Below are 23,115 nucleotides of genomic sequence, written 5' to 3'. Positions count from 1 at the left end.
GAAGGTTCAAATTTTTCTTTTCAAAATCGATATGAAATAGGCAATTTTTCAAAAATGAGGTGCAGCATGAGTAAGAAGTGGTGGAAAGAGAGTGTTGCCTATCAGGTTTACCCTAGAAGCTTCATGGATAGCAATGGGGACGGGATAGGTGATTTAAAAGGGGTAACATCTAAATTAGATTACTTAAAAGAGCTCGGAATTGATGTTATTTGGCTGTCACCGATGTTCAAATCACCAAACGATGACAATGGCTATGATATTTCCGATTACCAGGACATTATGGATGAATTTGGGACGATGGCTGATTTTGACGAACTCCTCGAAGGTGTTCATCAGCGCGGGATGAAGTTGATCTTAGATTTAGTCATCAATCATACTAGCGATGAGCATCCATGGTTTATGGAATCCCGCTCTTCTAAAGACAATCTGAAAAGGGATTGGTACATTTGGAGAGATGGCAAAGATGGAAGGGAACCTAATAACTGGGAGTCTATTTTCAGCGGACCCGCCTGGAAATATGATGAGGAAACGGAACAGTATTTCATGCATATTTTTTCGTCCCGCCAGCCTGATTTAAATTGGGAAAATCCAGAAGTTCGAGATGCTTTGCACAATACGGTAAATTGGTGGCTTGATAAAGGCATCGATGGATTCCGTGTGGATGCCATTTCCCATATCAAAAAAGAACCAGGTTTCCCGGATATGCCGAATCCGGATCATTTAGATTATGTCCCTTGTTTTCCAAAAATGATGAATGTTGATGGCATTGATGTCTGGTTACAGGAACTGTCTGAGAAAACAATCAAGAACTATGATGTGATGACCGTTGGCGAGGCAAACGGTGTTGGGCTTGATGATGCTGACCGCTGGGTTGGGGAAGAAAACGGCTATTTCAATATGATTTTTCAATTTGAATTCCTAAACCTTTGGAATAAGGATGCAGAAGGCGGTACCGATGTTCGCGCTTTGAAAAAGAATTTAACAAAGTGGCAAAATGGACTGGAAGGTAAAGGCTGGAATGCGTTATTCATCGAAAATCATGATCAGCCCCGCCGGGTCTCAAGCTGGGGGGATGACACGAAATATTGGAAAGAAAGCGCCAAAATGCTGGGGGCATTATACTTTCTGATGAAGGGCACGCCATTTATTTATCAGGGTCAGGAGATCGGGATGACCAATGTTCAATTCCCTACTATTGAAGATTATAATGATGTTGGCATGGTCAACTTTTATAAAGTGGAAACTGCTAAGGGGCGTCCTCACGATGAGATTATGGAGATCATATGGAAGCAATGCCGTGACAATGCCCGGACGCCGATGCAATGGGATGCCACAAACATGGGCGGTTTTACCACTTCTGATGCAACCTGGCTTGGTGTAAATCCAAACTATCCGGAAATCAACGTTAGGAAACAAATAAACGATCCCGATTCTATTTTGAATTTTTATAAAAAGTTAATTCAAATACGTAAGGACAATCCATTGTTTGTATACGGAACATATGATTTGCTGCTGCCAAACCATCCAAGATTATTTGTTTATACACGTAAACTAGGAGGCTCTAAAGCAATTGTCATCAATAATTTCTATGCAAAAGAAACTAGGTTTAAATTGCCGACAAGTGTATCCTATAAAACAGCTAATCTTATCCTAAATAATTATCAACTGGCGGATCAGAAATTACGAAAAGAATTCACCCTGAAGCCGTATGAAACAAGAGTATATTTATTGAAATAAAACAAAAAGACGATTCTGCAGACGAATCGTCTTTTTGTAGCGGTTATGTTAAACAGTCACTTTTGCCTTTTCATTGCCTATGCCCTTTTTGTTCATTTTTCTGATGAAAGGAACCACCCATCTGTCTACGCCAATTTTTCCCGCGTTATAACCGGCAGCTAAGATGATAAAACCAAGGAGGATGTCTGTTGGGTTGTGAGAAACGGTACCAGCTAGGAAGAAGCTGAAGTTCATCACTAAGCCAAAGAACATGGCAGCGGTAGTTAAACAGCCTAAGAGTAAGCCCAAACCAATTAATAATTCACCCCAAGGAACAATGAAGTTAAAGATGTCTACGTTTGGAAGGGCAAACCCTTTTAGAAATTCAACATACCATCCGTACACAACACTTCCGTCCGGGCCTTTCACCGGATTAGCGGTTGCCCCTTTCAAAAATCCAGCGGCGTCAAATCCCCCAGTAATTTTGTGCAACCCTGCTGTAAACCAAGCATATCCAAGATATAATCGTATGACTGTTAAGAGGACGGCAGAGATTTTATTTTCCCTTAAAAATTTGTTAAACATAATTCCTTCCGCCTTTCGTTTATTATTTGTTTCTCTTTCTACTTCCAATATATTAGATTTTTGCATAAAAAACATGGCTATAGTGATATGTTCGAAGTTTGTTCAAAATGTTTTGACAAAGGATTGAACAATACAAATCTGTCATATTTTAGGTGTATCTTCAATGTGAGGTGATCAAATACTTTCATCTTGGTAAATCCTTCAATTGTGAAATAAGTCGATATTTGTTATTTTTAAGATACCTATCTACTTTTTTACAATAGATTGCAAGGAATAAGGAGAAAACAATGACATCTAAACCTGATAACTTTCATATTCTATGGACCGTGATATTTTGTATATTTGTTTTAATAGAGATTTTCGACGTAACTTCTTCATTTCTTTTCCCTACTTTCAATATTTTTCGGTATTTCTCCGTTGTGTTGCTCCTTGGAACAATCCCTTATCTGCTGGTCACAAGAAAAATGTGGATGAAAACGAACGAAGAACTTAAGCAAAATGAACAAAATTTAAATAATATCTTTGATACTCTTGATGTCGCTATTTGGTCCCATGATTTAAAGTCCAATACACTATTAATTACGTCAGGAATAGAAAAATTATATGGCTATTCATCAAATGATTTTAATCATGACCTTCAACTATGGAAAAAGGTGATCTATCCCGACGATTTACCATTTGTATCCGAGAGGGAACAGAAAGTTGCCCAAGGAGAAGCCGTCACAAATGAATATAGGATCATTAGACCTGATGGGGAAGTTCGCTGGATCTTAGATAGAGGTTTTCCAACGCTTGATCTTCAAGGGAAGCTTGAACATTTTAATAGTGTTTTATATGACATCACAGAACGAAAGATGACTGAAGAGACCATTCAGAGATTAGCCTATCATGATTCGTTGACTGGTTTACCGAATCGAAATCAATTTAGAAATCACCTGAACAAGGTGCTAAATCGAGCCTGTACGAATAAAATGCTGGCTGTACTATTTTTAGATTTGGACCGATTTAAAATTATTAATGATACAAAAGGGCATACAGTTGGAGATAGAATTCTGCAAAATGTCGCGAACCGGTTAGAATTGGCCGTTCGTGAGGAAGGGTTTGTGTCAAGGCAAGGTGGAGACGAATTTATTATTTTACTTGATGAAACGGACAAAGAAAAAGCTGCAATAGTAGCCCAGCGTATTCTATATGAATTTTCTAAACCCTTGGAGGTAAATAACCAGGAATTTTTCGTTACACCTAGTATTGGAATCAGCCTCTATCCAACAGATGGAAAAGATGAGGAAACCTTAATAAAAAATGCAGACACAGCTATGTACCAGGCGAAAGAACGTGGGAAAAATAATTTCCAGTTCTATTCCTCTAATCTAAATGGCCAATCTGTCCGGAAGATGGAGCTTGAAAATGGGTTAAGAAAAGCGCTGGAAAATGATCAATTGACGCTTCATTATCAACCGCAGATGTCCTTAGTAACAGGGGAATTAGTGGGCATAGAGGCGTTAATTCGCTGGCAGCATCCCGAGCATGGGTTTATCGCACCTTCTGAATTCATTCCACTGGCGGAGGAAACAGGTCTGATTGTTCCAATCGGAAAATGGGTCTTGTGGAATGCCTGCCAACAAAGAAAGGCTTGGGAAAATGCTGGTCTTTGTGATGTTCCAATAGCCGTCAATGTTTCGGTTCGTCAATTTGAGGATGACCATCTGATCGAATATATTTCAACCGTATTGGATGAAGTGGGTCTGAATGCAACCCAATTAGAATTGGAAATCACCGAAAGTATTATGCAAAACTTAGAGAATTCAACGATTATTCTAAATCAGTTGAAAGAACTTGGTGTATGGCTTTCCATCGATGATTTTGGAACGGGGTATTCCTCGTTGAGTTATTTAAAATATCTACCGATTGATAAAATAAAAATTGATAAATCCTTTGTTGATGATATCCTATATCATTCAAATCAAGGTGTGATGGTAAAAACGATTATTGATATGGGCTTAAATTTGAATTTTACCGTTATTGCCGAGGGGATTGAGACAGATGAGCAACTTTCCTTTCTAAAGGAAAATGCTTGTAAGGTTGGTCAAGGCTATTTATTTAGCAAACCTCTCCCTACCATTGAAATGCAAAATTTCCTTATTAATAGAAAAAGTGGTATCCTCCTTTAATGTTGGATACCACTTTTTCTATTTTCCGCCGATAAATGTCCAGCCAAAGGGCTAGGTCTATATAGAGCAGCCAGGAAATAACGATTTTCCTGTTCTATTCTCCCCACTTCATCGCGACTGTTAAGGTGCAGCAATTATGGGGATGCTGTTGGGTTGGCTGTGTGGTTAAATTGAAATTCACCCCAGATGGTGTAAACTTCGTGATTACAGGGACTTTTAGGCCAATGGATTTAATCATTTGATCGACTTCTTTATTTTTCCCTTGCTGGGCAGCACTCATCATTTTTTTTGCAAAACCAGTATCGCCCAAGCGGTCTAAAAGAATACTTCCTTGTTCCATTAATAGCCGAAATGACTTTACTGAGCCAGCAAATATTTTGGTGTCAACCGGCGGATAGGTGCGGGGAATTGGATAGGCTGCCAAGTATGTTGGATAGGGTGGTAGCGGGTGAACAGCCGGATAATAATAAGGATTATAGTACATACATTACTCTCCTTCCTTAAAGAAAAGCACAAGGCAATATACGGTATGAAATTTCCAGACCTTTGGTTACCTGGAATTTAAAATGGAAACGTGATACAAATCACCGTAATGATTGTCCATTTTTGTTAAATTATTACTGAATTCAAAATTTTCTTGAAATCAGGAGGGGAAAGAGTGACGATTAAACGCTTAGCATTCATCAGCATACTACTAACCTATGTATTAATCGTATTTGGGGGCTACGTGGCTTCCTCAAATTCGGGTATGGGATGTGGACCAGAATGGCCATTATGTAATGGAGACGTCGTCCCAACTTTAAAAGGGGATACATTGATTGAGTTTGCCCACCGATTTATCGGAGCAGTGCTTGGGGGGTTCACCATCTGGTTATTTTTTAAGTTCATACGTGCTAAGGTCGAATTAACTGCTAGGTTAGTAGCATTTTTTATGCTTGCATTGCTGATTGTTCAGGTGCTTCTAGGAGCTATAGTGGTCGTTCGCGACTTGCCTTCGATCATGATTACCATTCATTTACTGGTGGCGATGCTTTTTCTGGCGAGCCTTATTTGGATTTGGAGTTATCCCGGCCTCGAGGAAAACTCTTTGCAAAGCCATTCCACGAAAGAACGGCATGGCCCAGTTATCAAGCATCTAAACATCCTATTTGTGCTCCTTTTGCTGACACTTGCATTTGGTGCATATATCAAGCACGAATCCTACGGTTTAGCCTGTGGGTGGCTTGGCTGCAGGCAATCATTTCTTCCCAGTACAACTCCTGAATTATTGCAGACCATACATCGCGGTGCAGCAGTCCTATCTACTCTTTATATTCTTGTCCTAACTTATTGGTCATATGTAAAAGGATGGGGGAGGGGTCTACAAAGGCGTCTTGTGCTCTGTTCCCTGACCGTTCTTTTTCAACTGTTGGTTGGTACAATTGTCGTGTTGAAAATGATTGACCTCCCATGGGCAGTCCTACACCTTGCCGTGGCCACAGGTTTGTTTGCTTTTGTTAGTGAAACAAGGATTTATCTGGGGAACAGAATTATGAAGGCTAACACGACCGTATTGTCGAACGGAAAATGGAGGAATCTCGAATAATGATGCAAGCACTTGGATAGTTGGTCCAAGTGCTTGCTTATGTTAATGAATCTTAATATTGCCACTAGAAACATCAAGGTCGATTTTATATTTACCAGAACCATGTTTGCCCTGGATACTGTGTTTATTAACCTCTTTTGTGGTCAAAGGAAAATCACAAGAAATGGTGCCGCTGCTGACATCACTACTAAGGGTAAAATCAGCATGATCAGGTAAATCAAGCCCGACATTCCCTGAGCTTACATCCATTTTAATAGAATCTGCTAATTTGTCCATTTGGATATTTAGCCTACCAGATGATACATCTGCCTCAACTGCCCCAATATAATGTTTGATATCCATGTTGCCGGAACTAAGGTCAAAAGTGCCTGTTTCCGTTTTTAGGGAATCAATCTTCACATTTCCAGAGCCAATATCCTGACTCCAGCGTTTAGCAATTAGATTTTTGAAATCCATGTTCCCGGAACCAATATCAATGGTTACCTCATTTAATCTCATCGGTTTTTCTTTAGACTGTCCGGAAAAATTTACATTTCCTGAACCCAAATCTATGGTCATATTTCGGTCGAAATCCTGAGGAATATAAATTTCAAGCGTCGATTTTTCTGTGAACGGTGTCCAGTCGAAAAAATGGAAACCCTTGCTTCTTACGGAAACTTCCACAGTATCCCCATTTTCTGCAACCTTCAATAGTTGCTTCCCGTTATAAACGGCCTTTAAATTAGTGCGATCTTCAGGAATAATGGTTGTACTGACACTTGAAACATCTACTTTAATGGTCTGAATATCATTTGAAATAGCTGCTTGCCCGTCTTTATTTCCTTCACTGCCAGCGCCAAATACATCAAAGCGCTGGGCCTGATTGAACACTATATATAACCCGGTAATCACCAATAGTAATATCAATATTCTCTTCACTTTTAACATCCCCTTTTCTTCGTACACTTTCTATATATATCATAAGAAATCCTTCATCTTTCTTCCATGTACTGGAGAATTATTTTTATCTAAGGCTTGAGGTGTATTTAAGTGGTTCAGTTCCAATAAATGCCCCGTATTTTTTCGATTATCGAAGGATTTTTTCGTTTCGCGATTAGAAATTGTGTTATTCTTTTTATTGGAGGTGTAGACAAAAATGACTTACAAAAAAATATCACCAAAGGAACTCCATGAAAGGCTGCAAAGTGAGGAAAAGCTAGTCCTCCTGGATGTTCGGTCGGAAGAAAAATTTAATGAATTTCATATAAAGGAAAGCAGCAATCTACCCAAGACGGTTATTTTTCAATTAGGCGAGGAAGAGGGTACGCCACTATCCTTACCGAAAGGTCAAGAAATCATCGTCACCTGTACAACAGGGAACTCCGCAGCAAAATGCGCCGCGATCCTAGACGATCATAATTATCGTGTGACCGTTTTGGATGGAGGTCTGACGGCGTGGAAGGCGTATCTGGGTTCACAGGAAGATTGATGGGTAGTAGACTGACATGCTGAAAAGACTTAATCAAAAACTGCAAAAGGTTATGCCGCTCATCACTCCTGTCAGTGTCGTATTGGGTATACTGCTCAGCGCCTACTTAAAGGATGTTTCTTATTTAATTCCGTGGATTTTTGCCTTTATTACATTTGCTGGCAGTTTAGGATCCAACTTCAAATCACTGAAAGATGTGGTTTTACATCCGTTTCCTATTTTCCTAACGATGTTAATCCTGCATGTCCTCATGCCGCTTTGGGCCTGGGGGGTCGGTCATATTGTTTTTACTGATGATGTCTATACCATTACGGGCCTTGTATTAGGGATGGTGATCCCAACAGGCATTACAAGTATGATGTGGGCTTCCATCTATAAAGGGAACATTCCTCTGGTTTTATCGGTGATATTAATTGATACCTTACTCTCTCCAATCCTTGTTCCACTATCAATGTCTCTTTTTGTCGGCCAATCGGTCGAAATGGATTTCTTCGGGATGCTAAAAGGATTGTTGGGAATGATTGTCATCCCTTCCGTTATCGGGATGCTGCTAAACCAAGCAACAAAAGGGAAAATCAATGATCATTTAGGTGCTAATCTTGCGCCAATTTCTAAAATTGCTCTCGGTATTGTTGTGGCACTTAATGGTGCAGTCGTTGCCCCCTATTTAAAACATATCAATCTGAAACTTCTTGTCATCATGGTGACCGTCTTTTTTATCGCCTTAATAGGATATGTCCTTTCCTTCCTTTTAGGCCGGTTGATGAAAAGAGATCGAGATACAGTGATCACCATGACTTTTACAGGTGGAATGAGAAATATCAGTGCTGGTGCCGTCATAGCTGTATCCTTTTTTCCAGCTGCTGTAGCTGTCCCTGTCATTGTAGGGATGCTGTTTCAACAGGTGCTTGCCTCAACAAATGGCCATTTTATCGATCGCTTTTATCATAAAAAGGTGAAAAAAACGGGATCTGTAGCTTTATAAGAAGAGAAGGTGTTTTTTTACATGAATGACTTAACTAAAAGGGACAGTGGCATTTTGTCAGGGGTGCAGGGGATCCAGTGGGCAGTCTTTATGCTCACCAATGTAATTGCCGTACCCGTTGTCGTGGGGGCGGCGTTTCATATGCCGCCTTCAGATATTTCATCCTTTATGCAGCGCATGCTATTTGTCTCTGGTGCCGCAACGTTAATCCAAGTGTTTATGGGCCATCGTCTGCCAGTTGTCGAAGGGGCGGCGGGGATGTGGTGGGCGATTTTTATTCTGCTTGGGACAATGAGTGCACCGACTGAGCAAGGCCTTTTACTGCAACAATTGGAAATGGGTCTGATCATTGCTGGCTTATTTTTAGCTATATTGGGATTTTTACCGATTATCGAAAAAGTTCGTTTGCTCTTTACCCCGATTGTGACAGGAGTATATTTGATCCTTCTGGTCGCCCAGCTGAGCGGCTCCTTTTTTAAGAGTATTCTTGGTATCACCGCGACAGGGCAATTAAATGGGAAAATCGCGTTTATTTGTTTCATTGAAATTATCATTATCTTGTTATTTTCCTTAAAAGTAAAGGGAATATGGAAGAGTATGGGACCACTGGTCGGCATTGTTGTCGGCTGGTTGCTATTTCACTTTTTCGGGTTACTTCATCTCGGAAAGACCTACGAGCCAACAAGCTGGTTTATGGTACCTAAATTATTGGAATGGGGTTCTCCGAAATTTGATGTCGGGATTGTCCTGACATCAATCATTACCTCGGTCGTTCTTATCTCAAACGTTATTGCCAGCATCCTTGTGGTAGGAATTGCGCTTGAAAGGGAAATCCAGCCGAAGCAGTATCAAAAAGGGATTTTCGGTAACGGAGTTAATTTATTCGTTTCCGGAATCTTCTCGGTTGTGGGTGTTGTTCCTTTATCCGTTTCGGCAGGTTTCATTACCACAACAGGCATTAAGAAGATGCGACCGCTTGTAATCGGTGCTATCCTGATTATGGCTGCAGGCTTTTTCCCTTATATCGGCGGGTTTTTATCAACATTGCCATTAGAGGTTGCCTATGCTTCCTTGTTTATTCCTTTTTCACAAATGATGGGCTTCGGAATTCGCGACCTAATGGGGCAGGAACCATCATCACGGAATTTACTTGTGATAGGCCTTTCCTTAATGGTCGGAATCGGCATGATGTTTATGCCGCCACAAGGCTTTGAAAGTGTGGCACCATGGCTCAGAAATATCGTCGCCAATGGACTCTTAGTTGGATTGATTTTTTGTTTATTACTTGAACATGTGCTTTTTCGGGAAAAAAAGGGTGCAATTAGTGCAAATAATTAAATGAGTGAAACATCTCCTTGGGGACATTTATGAGGGGGTGTTTTTTTACCTTTTCAGATTCGCTCATAGATCATGAAAATTCGCTCATTGAAAGCTAAAATTCGCTCATGAAACGCGGAGATTCGCTCATGAAACCTAAAAATTCGCTCATAGTGGAATCAAACTGTTAAATAAATCATGAAGTCTAAGTATCAAAGTGTAATTTTACATAATACTAAAGATTTTTTCTTTGATTTATAACTGCACTGTATACGAAAGCGACCTTTTCATGTGGTAGAATTTAATAAAAAGGGGTTTTTGAAATATGAATATCATCGACCTTCATTGTGATGCCTTGATGAAGCTCCAGGAAGCAAATGGGGCACTAAGGTTTGCAGATTCACCGGAATTACATACAAATAAAACACGATTGCAAACAGGCCAAATTAAGGTGCAATGCTTTGCGATTTTCATTGAGCCCTACCTTAAAGGAGATCAGAAATTCCAGGTCGCTCTTGAGCAAATCGATTATTTTTACAAAGAAGTGCTGGGGAGAAATCCCGATATGGTCCATATCAAGGAATGGTCTGATTTTGACCGCTTAAAAATAGGGCAGATTGGTGCCATGCTCACGCTCGAGGGTGTAGATGCAATTGGCAATGATTTAGCAAAACTCCATATTCTTTATCAACTCGGTGTTCGGTCCATAGGCCTAACATGGAATCAAGCAAATCTTGCGGCTGACGGTGCCGGTGAGCCGCGCGGCGCCGGTCTAACGCTGTTCGGGAAAGAGATTGTTGAATTTAATAACGAGCATCAAATTCTCACAGATGTATCGCATTTAAGTGACAAAGGGATTTGGGAGGTTATTGAATTAGCCAAATATCCAATTGCGAGTCATTCCAATGCACGCGCATTATGCCAGCACCCACGAAACTTAACGGATGAACAGGCAAAAGCGCTGTTTGCCAAAGGGGGATTGATTCATGTTGTCTACCATCCGCCTTTTGTTAAAGAAGCAGGTGAGGTGTCAATTGCGGACCTGGTAAAGCATATTGATCATTTTTGCTCGCTAGGAGGAATGCGGCAAATTGGTTTAGGATCGGATTTCGACGGAATTTCAATGTTTGTAAAAGATCTAGAGGATGCCTCTAAAAGCCAAAATCTCATCAATGAGTTGTTAAAGAATTTTAAAGAGGAAGAAGTAAGGGGCTTTGCCTTCGAGAACTTCCTTAACCATCGTCCTGGTATTGGATCCTAGTTGATTGGGAAAAATTGTATGAGGGGAGTAAAAACATTGTACCTTACCATAAAAGAAACAGCAGAATATTTATCGGTACCAGAAGCAACCGTCAAAAGCCTTATCCAACAAAAGAAAGTTCGTGCCCTATTTGATGGCAGCGAGTATCTAATATACAAAGAACAATTCAATACCCACCTAAAACAACTAGAAAAATACAAACAACTAATCGATGAAATCCTGAGCGAACCAATCCCAGAGAGTATCGATGTGAAAGACGAAGATTAATTTGGTGCCTGACACCCTTTGTGGACACTGTCCGCCTAGGGTGGACATTTGCTGTTTTAATGGGACCAAACAGAATATGGGGTGCTTTTATGTCTACTATTTTTCTGAAAAGAGTGTATGAACCATATGATGCGATAGATGGCTGCCGAATTTTAATCGATCGGCTGTGGCCACGGGGGATTTCTAAAGAAGCGGCGAGGTTATCTTATTGGTTTAAGGAAATTGCTCCAAGTCCAGAGCTGCGGAAATGGTTTTGCCATAAACCTGAGCTATTTGAGGAATTTACCGATAAATATCTTAAAGAGCTTCGTACGGATGATGATAAACAACGATATATCAGGCAGATTTTCGAGATTGCATCAAGTGAAAGAGTCACACTACTCTATGGAGCAAAGGATCCGGTCAATAATCACGCACAAGTTTTAATGCTTGAACTTGCTCGATTAATGGAAGAAGAGAAAAGGTAAAAAGGCAGTTGGGACCCTAATGGCCCAACTGCCTTTTTAATCTCTGCGGAAGCGTCCCATGACTTCCATCGTTTGCATGATGTTTACAAATGCCTTCGAATCTACTGTCCGAATGGCATGTTTCGTTTCGTTCAGTTCGAATTTGGTGATGACGGTGGTTAACACCTTTTTTGGTGTATGTGTATAGGCTCCCTCCGCATCGGTTATCGTAACCCCTCTGGCATGAAGCCGGATCAAGGCCTCACTAAGCTCATCATATTTCTCCGTTACGATGGTTAATGTCAACTTATTCTGGGTGGTGTAAACCATATCCACAGCACGACCAGCTACATAGATAGCAATAATTGTATACAATGTAATATTCCATCCAAAGATCAATCCGGAAATTCCGACTACCAAAAGATTCATACAGGTATTTAAAAAGCCAACCTGCATATTTTTTTGTTTGGCAAGCGTAAGACTGATAATGTCCGTTCCGCCAGTGGATCCTCCAAGACGGATAATGATTCCTACAGCGATCCCGTACAGGGCGCCGCCAATAATCGATGATAGCATAATATCAGGGCTAATCGCATGAATCGGAATAAACTTCATACTTAACGATAAAACCAGAACAGCATAACCAGTAAGCAATACAAATCTTTTTCCAAGGTATTTCAATCCTATAAAAAATAAGGGGAAATTAATGGCTAAAATAACCCATCCAGTATTAATGGACGTAAAATGGTGAATGAAAAAGGCGATGCCTGTTACACCACCTGATGTAAGCTTATGTGGAATTAGGAAGGTATTAAAGGCAAATCCGAAAAGAATGGAGCATAGCCCAATAACAATAATTTGAAAAAGTAATCGAAACAAGAAAAACACCTCAATCAATTTTGTGCCTTTTCTATTTAACACCTCTTTATAGTGTGAGTCAATTTAAAATGTTTAATGTCATAAATTCGATAAAAAAAACGCCTTGTCAGCAGGCGCTTTAAATGACGTACAAATAAACAGATAAAAAATGTGCTAAGCTGCCAAGTAAAATAAAAGTGTGAAAAATCTCGTGGAAGCCTAAATACTTCGATTCTAAAAACTTTGGTTTTGCCCCATAAATGATTCCACCTATAGTATAGAAAATTCCACCAAGTACCAATAAAAACAATCCGACTGGGTTTAGGCTGCTAGTTAAGGGTGAAAAAACAAACACAATCATCCAGCCCATCGCGATATACAAGGCGGTCGAAATCCAGCGAGGACAGTTGAACCACACCATTTTAAAAACGACTCCACTAATAGCGACACCTGAGATAATCGAAAATAGAATGGCACCGGTCTTTCCGTTTAAACTAATAAAACAAAACGGTGTGTAAGTACCGGCAATTAATACAAAAATCATTGAATGGTCCAGCCGTCTTAAAAAGGCAATAACATTAGCACGGGCAATAACCATGTGATAGGTCGCCGATGCCGAGTAAAGCAAAATCATACTGACGCCAAAAATGATGACGGCCGAAAGTGCAAGCGGAGTTGGAGTGGTTAATGCCGCTTTTATAACCATTGCTAGCAGACCGATAAAGGCAAAAATTGCCCCTGCCAAATGGGTTAATCCATTAATAGGTTCCCTCATGTAACTGTACATTGAAAATTCCCCCTAACACATAACGTAGTTTTAATAACTACTTACAATAATACGAATAAAACGAAATCTAGTCAACTTATATCTCTTTGTGTATAATAAAATTACTAATCAAAACGGTGGGGTTCTTTTATCATGGAAAAAATAAAAAAGATTATGGATGAACTTGGCTTAGAAACAAGCTTATCCTTGGATGAAATACCTAAAATAGACTTATATATGGATCAAGTCATTCAATTATTTGAAAATAAGTTCAATGCGTCGAAGCGGAATGAGGACGAAAAGGTACTTACCAAAACGATGATTAATAACTATGCAAAGGGAAAGCTAATCTTTCCGATTCAAAATAAAAAGTATTCGAAAGAGCATTTGATCCTAATGGGTTTGATTTACCAGCTTAAAGGGGCACTATCAATCAATGATATTAAGGTAACCCTTAGTGGCATGAACAAAAAGATTGTAGATGAGGATGTTGATTTAGATACTTTTTATTTAAGCTATTTGCATCTGACCGGCCGAAATACGGTTGATTTTAAAGTGGATATGGAGGAGCGGGTGAAGGATGTTAAAGAGGAAATCACCAAGAATGAAAAGGAGAGTTCCCCCTATCTCGAACAGGTGCTCATGATTTCATCCCTTGTTCACATGAGTAATTTATACCGAAGAGTTGCCGAAAAGCTTGTAGATGAAATCGTTGTTGAAAAAGAGGGAAAGAGTCAAAGATAATTTAACACTTCGATTAGTCGAGGTATTTCCGCCTGTTTGAACGGGGGAATTCTTTTAACAAGGAGATGCTTCTAATGAAAACACCAGATCAATTATTTGAACAGCTAAAAGGAAAACTAATAGTCTCTTGCCAAGCTCTTCCGGATGAGCCACTTCACAGCCCTTTTATTATGGGGAGAATGGCCTATGCGGCAATGCTTGGAGGAGCAAGTGGGATTCGAGCAAACAGTGTGGAGGATATTCGAGAAATAAAAAAGACAGTCGATTTACCAATTATAGGCATTATAAAACGTGTTTATGAAGGGTCTGAAGTGTTCATTACTCCCACTCTAGGAGAAATAGAACTCCTATATCAAGAAGGCGTCGATATTATTGCTATTGATGCAACTACAAGGGTAAGACCAGATGGAAAGACGATTAGTGAGATTTTTCCTATAATAAAAGAAAAGTATACTAACCAGCTATTTATGGCTGATTGCTCAAACTATGAGGATGCTAAATTAGCCTATGAATTGGGCTTCGATTGTATTGGAACAACGTTAAGAGGATATACAAGAGACACTCGTGGGCAGAATCTCCCTGATGTTCATTTAATCGAGAGGTTAGTAAAGGACATTCCAATCCCAATAATTGCCGAGGGGGGGATTTGGAGTCCTGAAGATTTAAAGGCTGTATTTGATCGGGGAATCCATATGGCAGTAGTGGGGTCGGCCATAACAAGACCGATGGAAATTACAAAAAGATTTGTTAATGCAATAAGCTAAAAAAGGTGGGAGAAAACATATGGTTTAGCCATATGTTTTTTATTTTGATAGGGGTCATTATGTGATTTGCTGTATTTTAATATGTTGGACCCCTACTCCGACCTCTATTTCTTTAGAAGATGAATCCTTAGGATGCACTTGATTGATTTGAATAGAATCCGCACGATTTTCGCCGCCATAAACTTTAATCATGGCGCCAGCATTCGTAAAATTAGAGGCAGTGAGATTATTTAGGCACACATTTCTTGCCCGATATTGGAGGGCAATTAAAGGATTCCCTTTGTAATCATAATCGGGATCGCCAATCAGTGTAAAATGGTTAACTACGACATTCCTGTAGGCGGAAATAACCATGCCTCGCGGTGTAGAATTCGTATATAAGTCTGTAAAAATTGGTGCGATTGCTGCAAGGTTCACAGCGATAATATTGAAGGCTGATTGTGATGCGGCATCAGTGATTTTGTGATGCCCGATATGGCGGAAGTTAAAGGCCCGATTATCATTCACTGAGAGATGCCCAACTATTTGCACATTGGATGCTGCTGAGGAATTCTGATGGGCTTTAATTTCCACACCGCCAAAGCACCTGGCGGATGAATTGTTCACTAATAACACATTTCGCGAACCATCATCCACTTCGATTCCATTAGAATTGGAAAAACCTTTTAGATGCGCACGTCCGCTCGGATCGCACATATGGGAATTGGAAATGAAGATATAATCACTATGGTGTGTCGTGATCCCATCGTCACCAAAGCCATAGCCGGTTACTTGATCGATCCAGACGTACTTGCTGCCGCCGCGGGCACGATATCCGTCACCCGCATAATTGTACTGTGTGGAGGAAATATCGAAGCAATGAAGCCCTGGATTTATTCCTTCAACATCCTTAACCCAGCCATAAGTAACATTAGCAAAGGTCAGGCAGCTGGAATGATTGCCCCATGTACTCGTTTTTGTCACTTCACCAAGCCTCTCCACATTCCAGTCTAAGCTCATTCTTTCTACAAAAATATGGTGATTGCCTCGCCAATGATTAGCGTTTGTAAGTAGGCGTTTTCCCTTGGGGGCTTGGTTATGAAGCTTAATAGTGGTTAAACCTTTTCCAGATCCAACAAGCCATGTCCACGACGGCAGACGGATTTCTTTTGTGATAAACACTCCTGGGGGTATAACAATCTTCACCCGTCCCGTGGCGAGTGCCTTTTTAAAAGCTTCCGTGCAATCCGTTTTTCCATCCCCAACAGCACCAAAATCCGCAATATTCACTTCCGTTGCGATGTTTTCAGCTAGCCGTGTAAATTCATGATCAAGCTTGTCTTTCCAATCGGGCACCACATTTCCTTGACTATCCACTTTCATTCGCGATGGTGCCAAAAGATGTGAAGGTTTAGCCGTAAGGAGGAATAACCGCTCCTTCATTTTTTCAGAAAAAGTAAGTGAATGTTTCGTTTTGGAAATTCGAAGAAATGGTTCCAATCGGTAGTGCTCAAAATATTCCTCGGTCTCACTGATTACCCTTACCATATCAAGTCGTTTTCCGCTAATTTGCTCAAGTAGCTTGCTATTTTTTAGAGGGTCATGGGTTTTATCGTATCTTGGCATTTTTGTGTCACTCCTACTACAAGTATTATAGCCTTTTCCGCTATAAAGGAAAAAGTACCCTTTTTGTCGAAGTTTAAGTAATTCTTTAGGAAGCTTATACTGTAAACTGAAAATAGAAGTTAGGTAGAAATGGGGTTGGAAATATGGGAAACACACTTAAAATGTTTGTTATTGCAGCAAGAGACGGCAATCAAGCGAAAAATTTTTATGAGAGTTTGTTTAATTGGAAAATCACCGATGTTGGGCCATTGCTGCAAATTTCTGGTGCAGGCTTAAGCGGTCATATCCTAAAATGGCCGCATCAAGACCATCCGACACATACCAGCATGTACATAAATGTCGAAAACATTCAGGAATGTTTGGCAAAAGTTGAGGAAATGGGTGGTACAGTCATACTTCCGGAAATGGCAGTTCCAACCGGGGGCTCGATTGCCCAATTTGTTGACCCAGATGGAATTATCATGGGGGTTTACCATGGTGGGACCCATACCGCGAGTCAAAGCAAAAAAGAGATTGAGTTTAATCAAATTGGTTTCTTCGAAATTGCTGCTAGAGAAGGGGATTGTTCACAAAGGTTCTATGAATCTGTTTTTAATTGGCGAATTACGGATGATGGTCCTGTCATGAATATCTCAGAAGTAGAGGCCGGCTTAAGTGGGCATTTATTCAATTGGACATTTGAAGAAAGACCTTACATGACTCTTTATTTTAGAGTAGCGGACATGGCAGCATGTTTAGAGAAGGTAACCCAGCTTGGCGGGAAAGTGATCATACCGGAAACGGAGATTCCTAGCGGCGGTACATTTGCCCAATTTCTTGATCTTGATGGAAATCCGATTGGTATTTATAGCGGCAGGTAAACTTCATAACAGTGAACCGGGACTTTTTACACAAGATCTCGGTTTTTTAATTTCTGAACTTTTGATGAACAGATTGTGTACAGCTGAGTGGAATAGAAAAATTTGGGTTAATATGGGGGGAGAAACGAATATTTGTAAATAAGCGAAGGGAGGAATCCATCATGAAATACCAAAAATCAATCCATTTACTCGTCATCGTTATTACGTTATTATCCATTTTTGCAACGGCCTCTGCCATATTGTCAAGTAATGGCTCAGGGGAGTATAACTATCAGTCCGTATTTGGAGAAACAATCACTGTTTTTGGAAAGGGTCTTTACCAGCATGATTCTGTTTCGATGGCAGCGCAAGCAATTGCGCAAGATTATGTTACCTTGTTTTTAGGAATACCGCTGCTTTTGTTCTCACTCTATTTATCTCGAAAGGGCCAGGTAAAAGGAAAACTGCTCCTTACAGGTACCTTGGGGTATTTTCTTTACACCTATGCCTCTTATTCATTCCTTGCCATGTATAATTCACTTTTCCTCATCTATGTATCCCTTATGTCCTTAAGTTTCTTTGCTTTTACACTTGCAATGATGTCATTTGAACTTGCTACTCTGCCACTATTTTTTAAAGAAAAACTTCCGGTTACCTTTATCAGTTGTTTTTTAATTGCAGTGTCCTTCATGTTTGGAGCCATGTGGATAGGGAAGATTGTGCCTCCTCTCATCCAAGATAAGCCACCAGTGGGAATTGAACATTATACAACATTGGTGATACAGGCCTTGGATCTCGGATTTGTTATCCCAATAGGAATTCTAGCTGGGCTATTATTAATGAAACGAAAACCGTTTGGATATCTGCTGTCATCCATAATCATTATCAAACAAATAACCTTGCTAACAGCCCTAACAGCCATGGCTATCCTGCAAATCCAAACGGGACAAAAAGGGGTGTGGACCATGCTCGCAATAATCTTACCATTCAACCTCATCGTCATCTTTTGCCTGTACTTAATCATGATAAATATTAAGGAAATAGGAGAAAGGGTGTCAGGCACCATTCGTGGACATGTGTCCTCCTAGGGTGGACGTGCGGTTTATGAATGCTGTTGAGTTTATTCGGATAATGCGAAAGCCCTTCCATTTTGGTGTATGGAGGGCTTTTGTTTAGAAGTGGTTGTTCAGCTTTTTACAATGCAAAAAAAGAAAATACCTAAACGGACAGACCGGCAATTAATAAGGCAATTGGCAAGAGACTAACAATAACAATCCGGATAGGGCTAACCTTTCCATAAAGGACCATTGTTCCAATTTGCTGATCCCAGGTGGACATCCCATTCTTTTTAAGATCAAAATATGAAAAATAAGAGCAGATAAAATGAATAATAGGTACTCCAAAGCCCATTCCGGCTGCTGTTACAAAAATGCTTCGCTTTAGTGCGGTCAGGAAATGAAGCGGTTCACCATTAATTGTTCGAAGGCGAGCGTTTAGGATGGTCTTCCCTAATGTATTTCCGAAAATCGCAAGGATGGAGGCTTCTACTAAAACATATAGAATCAGACTAAGCATAAAGATTAAGATTCCCGATGTCTCTAGTATGAATTTGGGAGAAAATATCGATACAAAGGTGATTAAAACGAGTGAAAAAAGTGATAAATCAAAAAGCCTTGCTAGGTATCGTACGAATGGTCTTCCTTTTGGATAGATATCTTTAATTTGCTCATCCCAAGTACTAGCTAAATTTTCTTCAGGTCGCGCCAACACATTGGGCTTGAAGACTAGAGCTGGCAATAGTTCAAGGCTTTTGGCCATTTGCCATTGATTCAACTCTTTTGTCCAAACATAGGTTTCAGGAGTGAGTATACCTTGTTCAAACATTTTTTTCAGTTCAAATAATCCAATGGGTCCCAGTTGCTGATGATTTCGTATATAAAACCATGCATTTCCTTCCGTTGCATCCAATTTGATCACCCCCAATTAGGTAAATTATACCACGCACGATAAAAGGGTAATTTTATTCGACAGGGTAAATATTGAACAGTTTGTGACAATTTCGGAATAGAGGATAATTTTAAAAAAAAGAAAAATACTAACAAATGTTCGGAGGTGACAGGATGGAACAAGACTTTGAAAAAATATATGAACAATACAAGCAGAAAACTGAACAACAGGCCCTTATGGAAGCGGATCGATCGAATCTGGATGGTAAAGAGGAATTTGTCGCCGTCAGAAAAAACGATGAAGGGGACCTGATTGCTTTTAAAACTAATACTGGAAGGGAACTGGATTATATATCAGCACTCGCCGAGGCAAAGGAAGGGAAGATTGCGCATATAGATGTTTTCCACAAATACGGGAGAGATATTATCCGCAGCGAACCAGATGGGATAAAGGAAAATAATCTCGATCACTTGCCAGAATTCTAGATAGGAAAAAAGAGCTTGGATTCCAAGCTCTTTCTATTAACTGTGTGCAAGTTCATATTGCTTAATTTTATCCTCGTAGCTTAATGTAACACCGATTTCGTCCCAGCCATTTAATAGCATTTGTTTTGGATATGGTGCGATATCAAAAGTCAGTTTAAATCCTTCGTTGTCGTAAACCACTTGTTCTTCAAGGTCTACAGTTAGGGTATACGCAGTTGATTCTGCTTTACGAATAATCTCTTGAACTTGTTCTTCAGAAGCTTGAACGGTTAGAATCCCAGTTTTTGCGCAGTTATTTTTAAAAATATCAGCAAAACTTGGGGCAATAACGACTTTAAATCCAAAGTCCTGAACGGCCCACGGAGCATGCTCACGTGATGAGCCGCAGCCAAAGTTTTCACCGGCCACGATGATGGAAGCACCTTTATATTTTGGATCATTCAATGAGAAATCTTCACGAGGTTTGCCAGCATCATCAAAACGCCAGTTATAGAATAGGAATTGGCCGAAACCGCTTCGTTCAATCCGCTTTAAAAATTGCTTCGGAATAATTTGGTCAGTATCAACATTTGATCGGTTTAATGGAAAAACAAGGCCTTGGTGTGTACGTAGTGGTTCCATGATTAGTAAACCTCCTGTGCAGTGAATTTGCGGACATCAACAAAATGACCCGCTACCGCAGCTGCTGCTGCCATTTCAGGGCTAACCAGATGGGTACGAGCCCCATTTCCTTGACGGCCTTCAAAGTTTCGGTTTGATGTGGAAGCACAGCGTCCTTCTGGAGGAACAATATCATCATTCATTGCTAAGCACATGCTGCATCCGGCCTCACGCCATTCAAAGCCGGCATCCTTAAAGACTTGGTCAATTCCTTCTTTTTCGGCTTCCATTTTTACAATAAAAGAACCAGGTACAACAATTGCTTTAACAGCAGGATTAACCTTCTTGCCGCGAATGACTTCTGCTGCTTTCCGTAAATCACTTAGGCGAGAGTTTGTACAGGATCCAATAAAGACATGGTCAATTTGGATACTTGTTATGGGCTGATCAGCTTCAAGTCCCATATAGTGAAGGGCACGGGTAATTGCATCTTTTTCATTGACTTTAACCGCATCATTAGGATTTGGAACAGCAGCGGTTACAGGGAGACACATACCTGGGTTTGTACCCCACGTTACTTGTGGTTCAATTTCGTCAGCATTAATTTCCACTACTTTATCGTAAGAAGCACCTTCATCAGTTGCAAGTGCACGCCATTTGGCAACAGCTTCCTCGAATGCCTCCCCTTTAGGAACATGCCGCCGCCCTTTTAAATATTCAAAAGTGGTTTCGTCAGGGGTAATCAATCCGGCACGAGCGCCGGCCTCAATTGACATGTTACATACCGTCATACGCTCTTCCATGGAAAGGGAACGAATCGCTTCACCTGTGTATTCCATTACGTAGCCAGTTCCAAATTGAATGCCAAATTTACCGATAATCGCTAAAATTAAGTCCTTTGCGGTTACACCCACTCCAAGCTTGCCATTTACTTTTACGTTCATCGTTTTTGGAGGAGCCTGCCATAATGTTTGTGATGCCAGAACATGCTCGACTTCACTTGTTCCGATACCAAAAGCAAGGGCACCGAATGCGCCGTGCGTAGAGGTATGACTGTCACCACATACAATGGTTTTTCCCGGTTGCGTTAAACCAAGCTGTGGTCCGATCACGTGAACGATACCATTATCAGGGTGATGTAAATCAGATAATTCGATGCCGAATTCCTGACAGTTTTTCTGTAAGGTATCAACTTGATTTTTCGAAACTGGATCTTTAATCTCATTGCGGTCACGGGTTGGAATATTATGATCCATTGTTGCGTAAGTAAGATCCGGGCGGCGGACCTTTCGTCCGTTCAATCGTAATCCCTCAAATGCTTGAGGTGAGGTAACTTCGTGAACGAGATGCAAATCGATGTATAGTAAATCTGGTTTTCCTTCTTCTTGATGGACAACATGTTGTTCCCAAATTTTTTGGATAATCGTTTTTGGTGTATGCATAGCTTCCTTCCTCACGTTTATAGATTTAGAATTTCCTAATCGGCGGTTACCTCGCTTCAATCATCGCATGACTTTTTCTACACTATTTATAAAGGAAAACCGCCTATTCAAGACGGTTTACCCTGAAAAACTTTTTAATAATAACAGCTAGCGATACATTTCGAAGCATTTTGTGATTTGATATAATCGACAATCAACTTAGTCATTTCTGCTGTTCCAACAAGGCGACCCTCTGCTACCTGGAGATCTCCTGTATGGAAGCCGGCATCAAGGATGGATTGAACGGCATCCTCAATCATCTTCGCTTCATCTTCCAATTGGAAAGAATATCTTAGCATTAGGGCAGCGGACAAGATCATCGCAACTGGATTGGCCACGCCTTTGCCAGCAATATCTGGAGCAGAACCGTGAACCGGTTCATAAAGTCCAAGCCCATCTTCGCGAAGGCTGGCAGAAGGGAGCATGCCAAGTGATCCTGTCAATACTGAAGCCTCATCACTTAAAATATCTCCAAATAGGTTCTCAGTCACGATGACGTCGAATTGGGTTGGGTTTGTGATTAATTTCATTGCCGCTGCATCGACTAAAACATGTTCAACCGCAACTTCTGGATATTGAGCCTTTTTCTCCTCGACTACCTCACGCCATAGTTTGCTGGATTCGAGGACATTTGCCTTATCAACGGATGTCAAGTGACCGCGCCGCTGCTGTGCTGCTTGAAAGCCTTTATCGACAATCCTTTCAATCTCTTTACGGGTGTAAGAGAGTGTGTCTACCACAGCATTACCGTTATCACGACGTTCACTCGGAGTACCAAAATATAGCCCGCCCGTTAATTCACGAACAATAAGGAGGTCGCTTCCTGAAACTACTTCTTCCTTTAATGGAGAAGCATGAAGTAAATTTTTAAATCCTTTGATTGGCCTTAAGTTTGCATATAAATCTAGTGCTTTGCGGATGCCGAGCAACCCTTTCTCAGGTCGAAGGTGGGAGGGATTTTTATCCCATTTTGGTCCGCCAACGGCTCCTAGTAATACACCATCCGCTTGTTTACAGGCATCAACAGTTGTTTCAGGAAGAGGAGTGCCGTAAAGGTCAATGGCTGCTCCTCCGATTTCATGGGTTTCAAAGTAAAAACTATGATTATATTCTTCGGCAATTGCCTGTAACACATCTTTTGCAGAATGAATAACTTCTTTTCCAATCCCATCACCGGGAAGTAAGACAATACGTTTTTTCATTAGAAGCAACCTCCTTATTTGGT

General features: G+C 40.5%; 24 protein-coding genes. 14 read left to right on the top strand and 10 right to left on the bottom strand.

Annotation, left to right across the window (positions count from 1 at the left end):
* The first annotated feature begins 66 nt into the window (after positions 1-66).
* Entirely contained in the window at positions 67-1,737 is a 1,671-nt protein-coding gene (locus G6554_RS12895) for a glycoside hydrolase family 13 protein (RefSeq protein WP_166242459.1), read from the top strand.
* Between the two features lie 48 nt (positions 1,738-1,785).
* Here G6554_RS12895 and G6554_RS12890 read toward each other — a convergent pair whose 3' ends face one another.
* Positions 1,786-2,301 (bottom strand): DoxX family membrane protein, encoded by a 516-nt coding sequence (locus G6554_RS12890; RefSeq protein WP_166242457.1) that lies wholly within the window; start codon positions 2,299-2,301, stop codon positions 1,786-1,788.
* Between the two features lie 287 nt (positions 2,302-2,588).
* On the opposite strand from G6554_RS12890, the gene G6554_RS12885 reads away from it, so the two are divergent.
* Positions 2,589-4,472, top strand: coding sequence for a putative bifunctional diguanylate cyclase/phosphodiesterase (locus tag G6554_RS12885; protein ID WP_166242455.1), 1,884 nt, complete (start codon positions 2,589-2,591; stop codon positions 4,470-4,472).
* A gap of 94 nt (positions 4,473-4,566) precedes the next feature.
* Here G6554_RS12885 and G6554_RS12880 read toward each other — a convergent pair whose 3' ends face one another.
* A complete protein-coding gene (locus tag G6554_RS12880; RefSeq protein WP_166242453.1) occupies positions 4,567-4,956 on the bottom strand; it encodes a YuzC family spore coat inner layer protein in 390 nt (129 codons plus the stop codon).
* Between the two features lie 174 nt (positions 4,957-5,130).
* On the opposite strand from G6554_RS12880, the gene G6554_RS12875 reads away from it, so the two are divergent.
* Entirely contained in the window at positions 5,131-6,057 is a 927-nt protein-coding gene (locus tag G6554_RS12875) for a COX15/CtaA family protein (protein WP_166242451.1), read from the top strand.
* A 42-nt stretch (positions 6,058-6,099) separates the two neighbouring features.
* Here G6554_RS12875 and liaG read toward each other — a convergent pair whose 3' ends face one another.
* Positions 6,100-6,984: a LiaG family protein gene (liaG, locus tag G6554_RS12870; RefSeq protein ID WP_166242449.1), complete on the bottom strand. Its 885-nt coding sequence runs from the start codon at positions 6,982-6,984 to the stop codon at positions 6,100-6,102.
* A gap of 208 nt (positions 6,985-7,192) precedes the next feature.
* On the opposite strand from liaG, the gene G6554_RS12865 reads away from it, so the two are divergent.
* The 6 genes from G6554_RS12865 (at position 7,193) to G6554_RS12840 (ending at position 11,822) form a co-directional block, all read left to right on the top strand.
* Positions 7,193-7,525: a rhodanese-like domain-containing protein gene (locus tag G6554_RS12865; protein ID WP_166242447.1), complete on the top strand. Its 333-nt coding sequence runs from the start codon at positions 7,193-7,195 to the stop codon at positions 7,523-7,525.
* A 16-nt stretch (positions 7,526-7,541) separates the two neighbouring features.
* Positions 7,542-8,510 (top strand): bile acid:sodium symporter family protein, encoded by a 969-nt coding sequence (locus tag G6554_RS12860; RefSeq protein WP_166242445.1) that lies wholly within the window; start codon positions 7,542-7,544, stop codon positions 8,508-8,510.
* 21 nt (positions 8,511-8,531) lie between these two features.
* Positions 8,532-9,848 (top strand): purine/pyrimidine permease, encoded by a 1,317-nt coding sequence (locus G6554_RS12855; protein WP_166242443.1) that lies wholly within the window; start codon positions 8,532-8,534, stop codon positions 9,846-9,848.
* 304 nt (positions 9,849-10,152) lie between these two features.
* Complete coding sequence (locus G6554_RS12850; protein WP_166242441.1) at positions 10,153-11,088, top strand: dipeptidase; 936 nt, start codon at positions 10,153-10,155, stop codon at positions 11,086-11,088.
* A 36-nt stretch (positions 11,089-11,124) separates the two neighbouring features.
* The gene (locus tag G6554_RS12845) at positions 11,125-11,355 is read left to right on the top strand and encodes an excisionase family DNA-binding protein (protein WP_166242439.1); all 231 of its coding nucleotides are present in this window, start codon (positions 11,125-11,127) and stop codon (positions 11,353-11,355) included.
* Positions 11,356-11,444: 89 nt separating this feature from the next.
* Positions 11,445-11,822, top strand: a complete 378-nt coding sequence (locus G6554_RS12840) for a DUF488 domain-containing protein (protein ID WP_166242437.1) — start codon at positions 11,445-11,447, stop codon at positions 11,820-11,822.
* Positions 11,823-11,858: 36 nt separating this feature from the next.
* On the opposite strand, the gene G6554_RS12835 is transcribed toward G6554_RS12840, so the two are convergent.
* Positions 11,859-12,680 (bottom strand): YitT family protein, encoded by an 822-nt coding sequence (locus G6554_RS12835; RefSeq protein WP_166242435.1) that lies wholly within the window; start codon positions 12,678-12,680, stop codon positions 11,859-11,861.
* 118 nt (positions 12,681-12,798) lie between these two features.
* Complete coding sequence (trhA, locus tag G6554_RS12830) at positions 12,799-13,446, bottom strand: PAQR family membrane homeostasis protein TrhA (RefSeq protein ID WP_166242433.1); 648 nt, start codon at positions 13,444-13,446, stop codon at positions 12,799-12,801.
* Positions 13,447-13,578: 132 nt separating this feature from the next.
* Between trhA and G6554_RS12825 the strand changes: the two genes are divergently transcribed.
* Together G6554_RS12825 and G6554_RS12820 are read left to right on the top strand one after the other, a co-directional pair.
* A complete protein-coding gene (locus G6554_RS12825) occupies positions 13,579-14,169 on the top strand; it encodes a DUF1836 domain-containing protein (protein WP_166242431.1) in 591 nt (196 codons plus the stop codon).
* A gap of 74 nt (positions 14,170-14,243) precedes the next feature.
* Positions 14,244-14,933: an N-acetylmannosamine-6-phosphate 2-epimerase gene (locus G6554_RS12820; RefSeq protein WP_166242429.1), complete on the top strand. Its 690-nt coding sequence runs from the start codon at positions 14,244-14,246 to the stop codon at positions 14,931-14,933.
* A 57-nt stretch (positions 14,934-14,990) separates the two neighbouring features.
* Here the strand turns inward: G6554_RS12820 and G6554_RS12815 are convergent, their stop codons facing one another.
* Complete coding sequence (locus tag G6554_RS12815) at positions 14,991-16,538, bottom strand: glycosyl hydrolase family 28-related protein (RefSeq protein WP_166242427.1); 1,548 nt, start codon at positions 16,536-16,538, stop codon at positions 14,991-14,993.
* Positions 16,539-16,681: 143 nt separating this feature from the next.
* Here G6554_RS12815 and G6554_RS12810 point away from each other — a divergent pair, with 143 nt between their 5' ends.
* Together G6554_RS12810 and G6554_RS12805 are read left to right on the top strand one after the other, a co-directional pair.
* Entirely contained in the window at positions 16,682-17,398 is a 717-nt protein-coding gene (locus G6554_RS12810) for a VOC family protein (RefSeq protein ID WP_166242425.1), read from the top strand.
* A 161-nt stretch (positions 17,399-17,559) separates the two neighbouring features.
* A complete protein-coding gene (locus G6554_RS12805; protein WP_166242423.1) occupies positions 17,560-18,465 on the top strand; it encodes a hypothetical protein in 906 nt (301 codons plus the stop codon).
* A 130-nt stretch (positions 18,466-18,595) separates the two neighbouring features.
* On the opposite strand, the gene G6554_RS12800 is transcribed toward G6554_RS12805, so the two are convergent.
* The gene (locus G6554_RS12800; protein WP_166242421.1) at positions 18,596-19,345 is read right to left on the bottom strand and encodes an RDD family protein; all 750 of its coding nucleotides are present in this window, start codon (positions 19,343-19,345) and stop codon (positions 18,596-18,598) included.
* Between the two features lie 152 nt (positions 19,346-19,497).
* Between G6554_RS12800 and G6554_RS12795 the strand changes: the two genes are divergently transcribed.
* Positions 19,498-19,809, top strand: a complete 312-nt coding sequence (locus G6554_RS12795; RefSeq protein ID WP_166242419.1) for a DUF3892 domain-containing protein — start codon at positions 19,498-19,500, stop codon at positions 19,807-19,809.
* A 36-nt stretch (positions 19,810-19,845) separates the two neighbouring features.
* On the opposite strand, the gene leuD is transcribed toward G6554_RS12795, so the two are convergent.
* The 3 genes from leuD to leuB form a co-directional block, all read right to left on the bottom strand.
* Positions 19,846-20,430, bottom strand: a complete 585-nt coding sequence (gene leuD / locus G6554_RS12790) for a 3-isopropylmalate dehydratase small subunit (protein WP_166242417.1) — start codon at positions 20,428-20,430, stop codon at positions 19,846-19,848.
* A 2-nt stretch (positions 20,431-20,432) separates the two neighbouring features.
* Positions 20,433-21,851: a 3-isopropylmalate dehydratase large subunit gene (gene leuC, locus G6554_RS12785; protein WP_166242415.1), complete on the bottom strand. Its 1,419-nt coding sequence runs from the start codon at positions 21,849-21,851 to the stop codon at positions 20,433-20,435.
* 134 nt (positions 21,852-21,985) lie between these two features.
* Entirely contained in the window at positions 21,986-23,092 is a 1,107-nt protein-coding gene (gene leuB / locus G6554_RS12780) for a 3-isopropylmalate dehydrogenase (protein ID WP_166242413.1), read from the bottom strand.
* Between the last annotated feature and the right edge of the window lie 23 nt (positions 23,093-23,115).

It is taken from the genome of Bacillus sp. MM2020_4 (assembly GCF_011250555.1).
Taxonomy (GTDB): domain Bacteria; phylum Bacillota; class Bacilli; order Bacillales; family Cytobacillaceae; genus Neobacillus.
The sequence above is the reverse complement of the archived record's forward strand: the minus strand, read 5'-3'. Positions and strand labels throughout refer to the sequence as shown.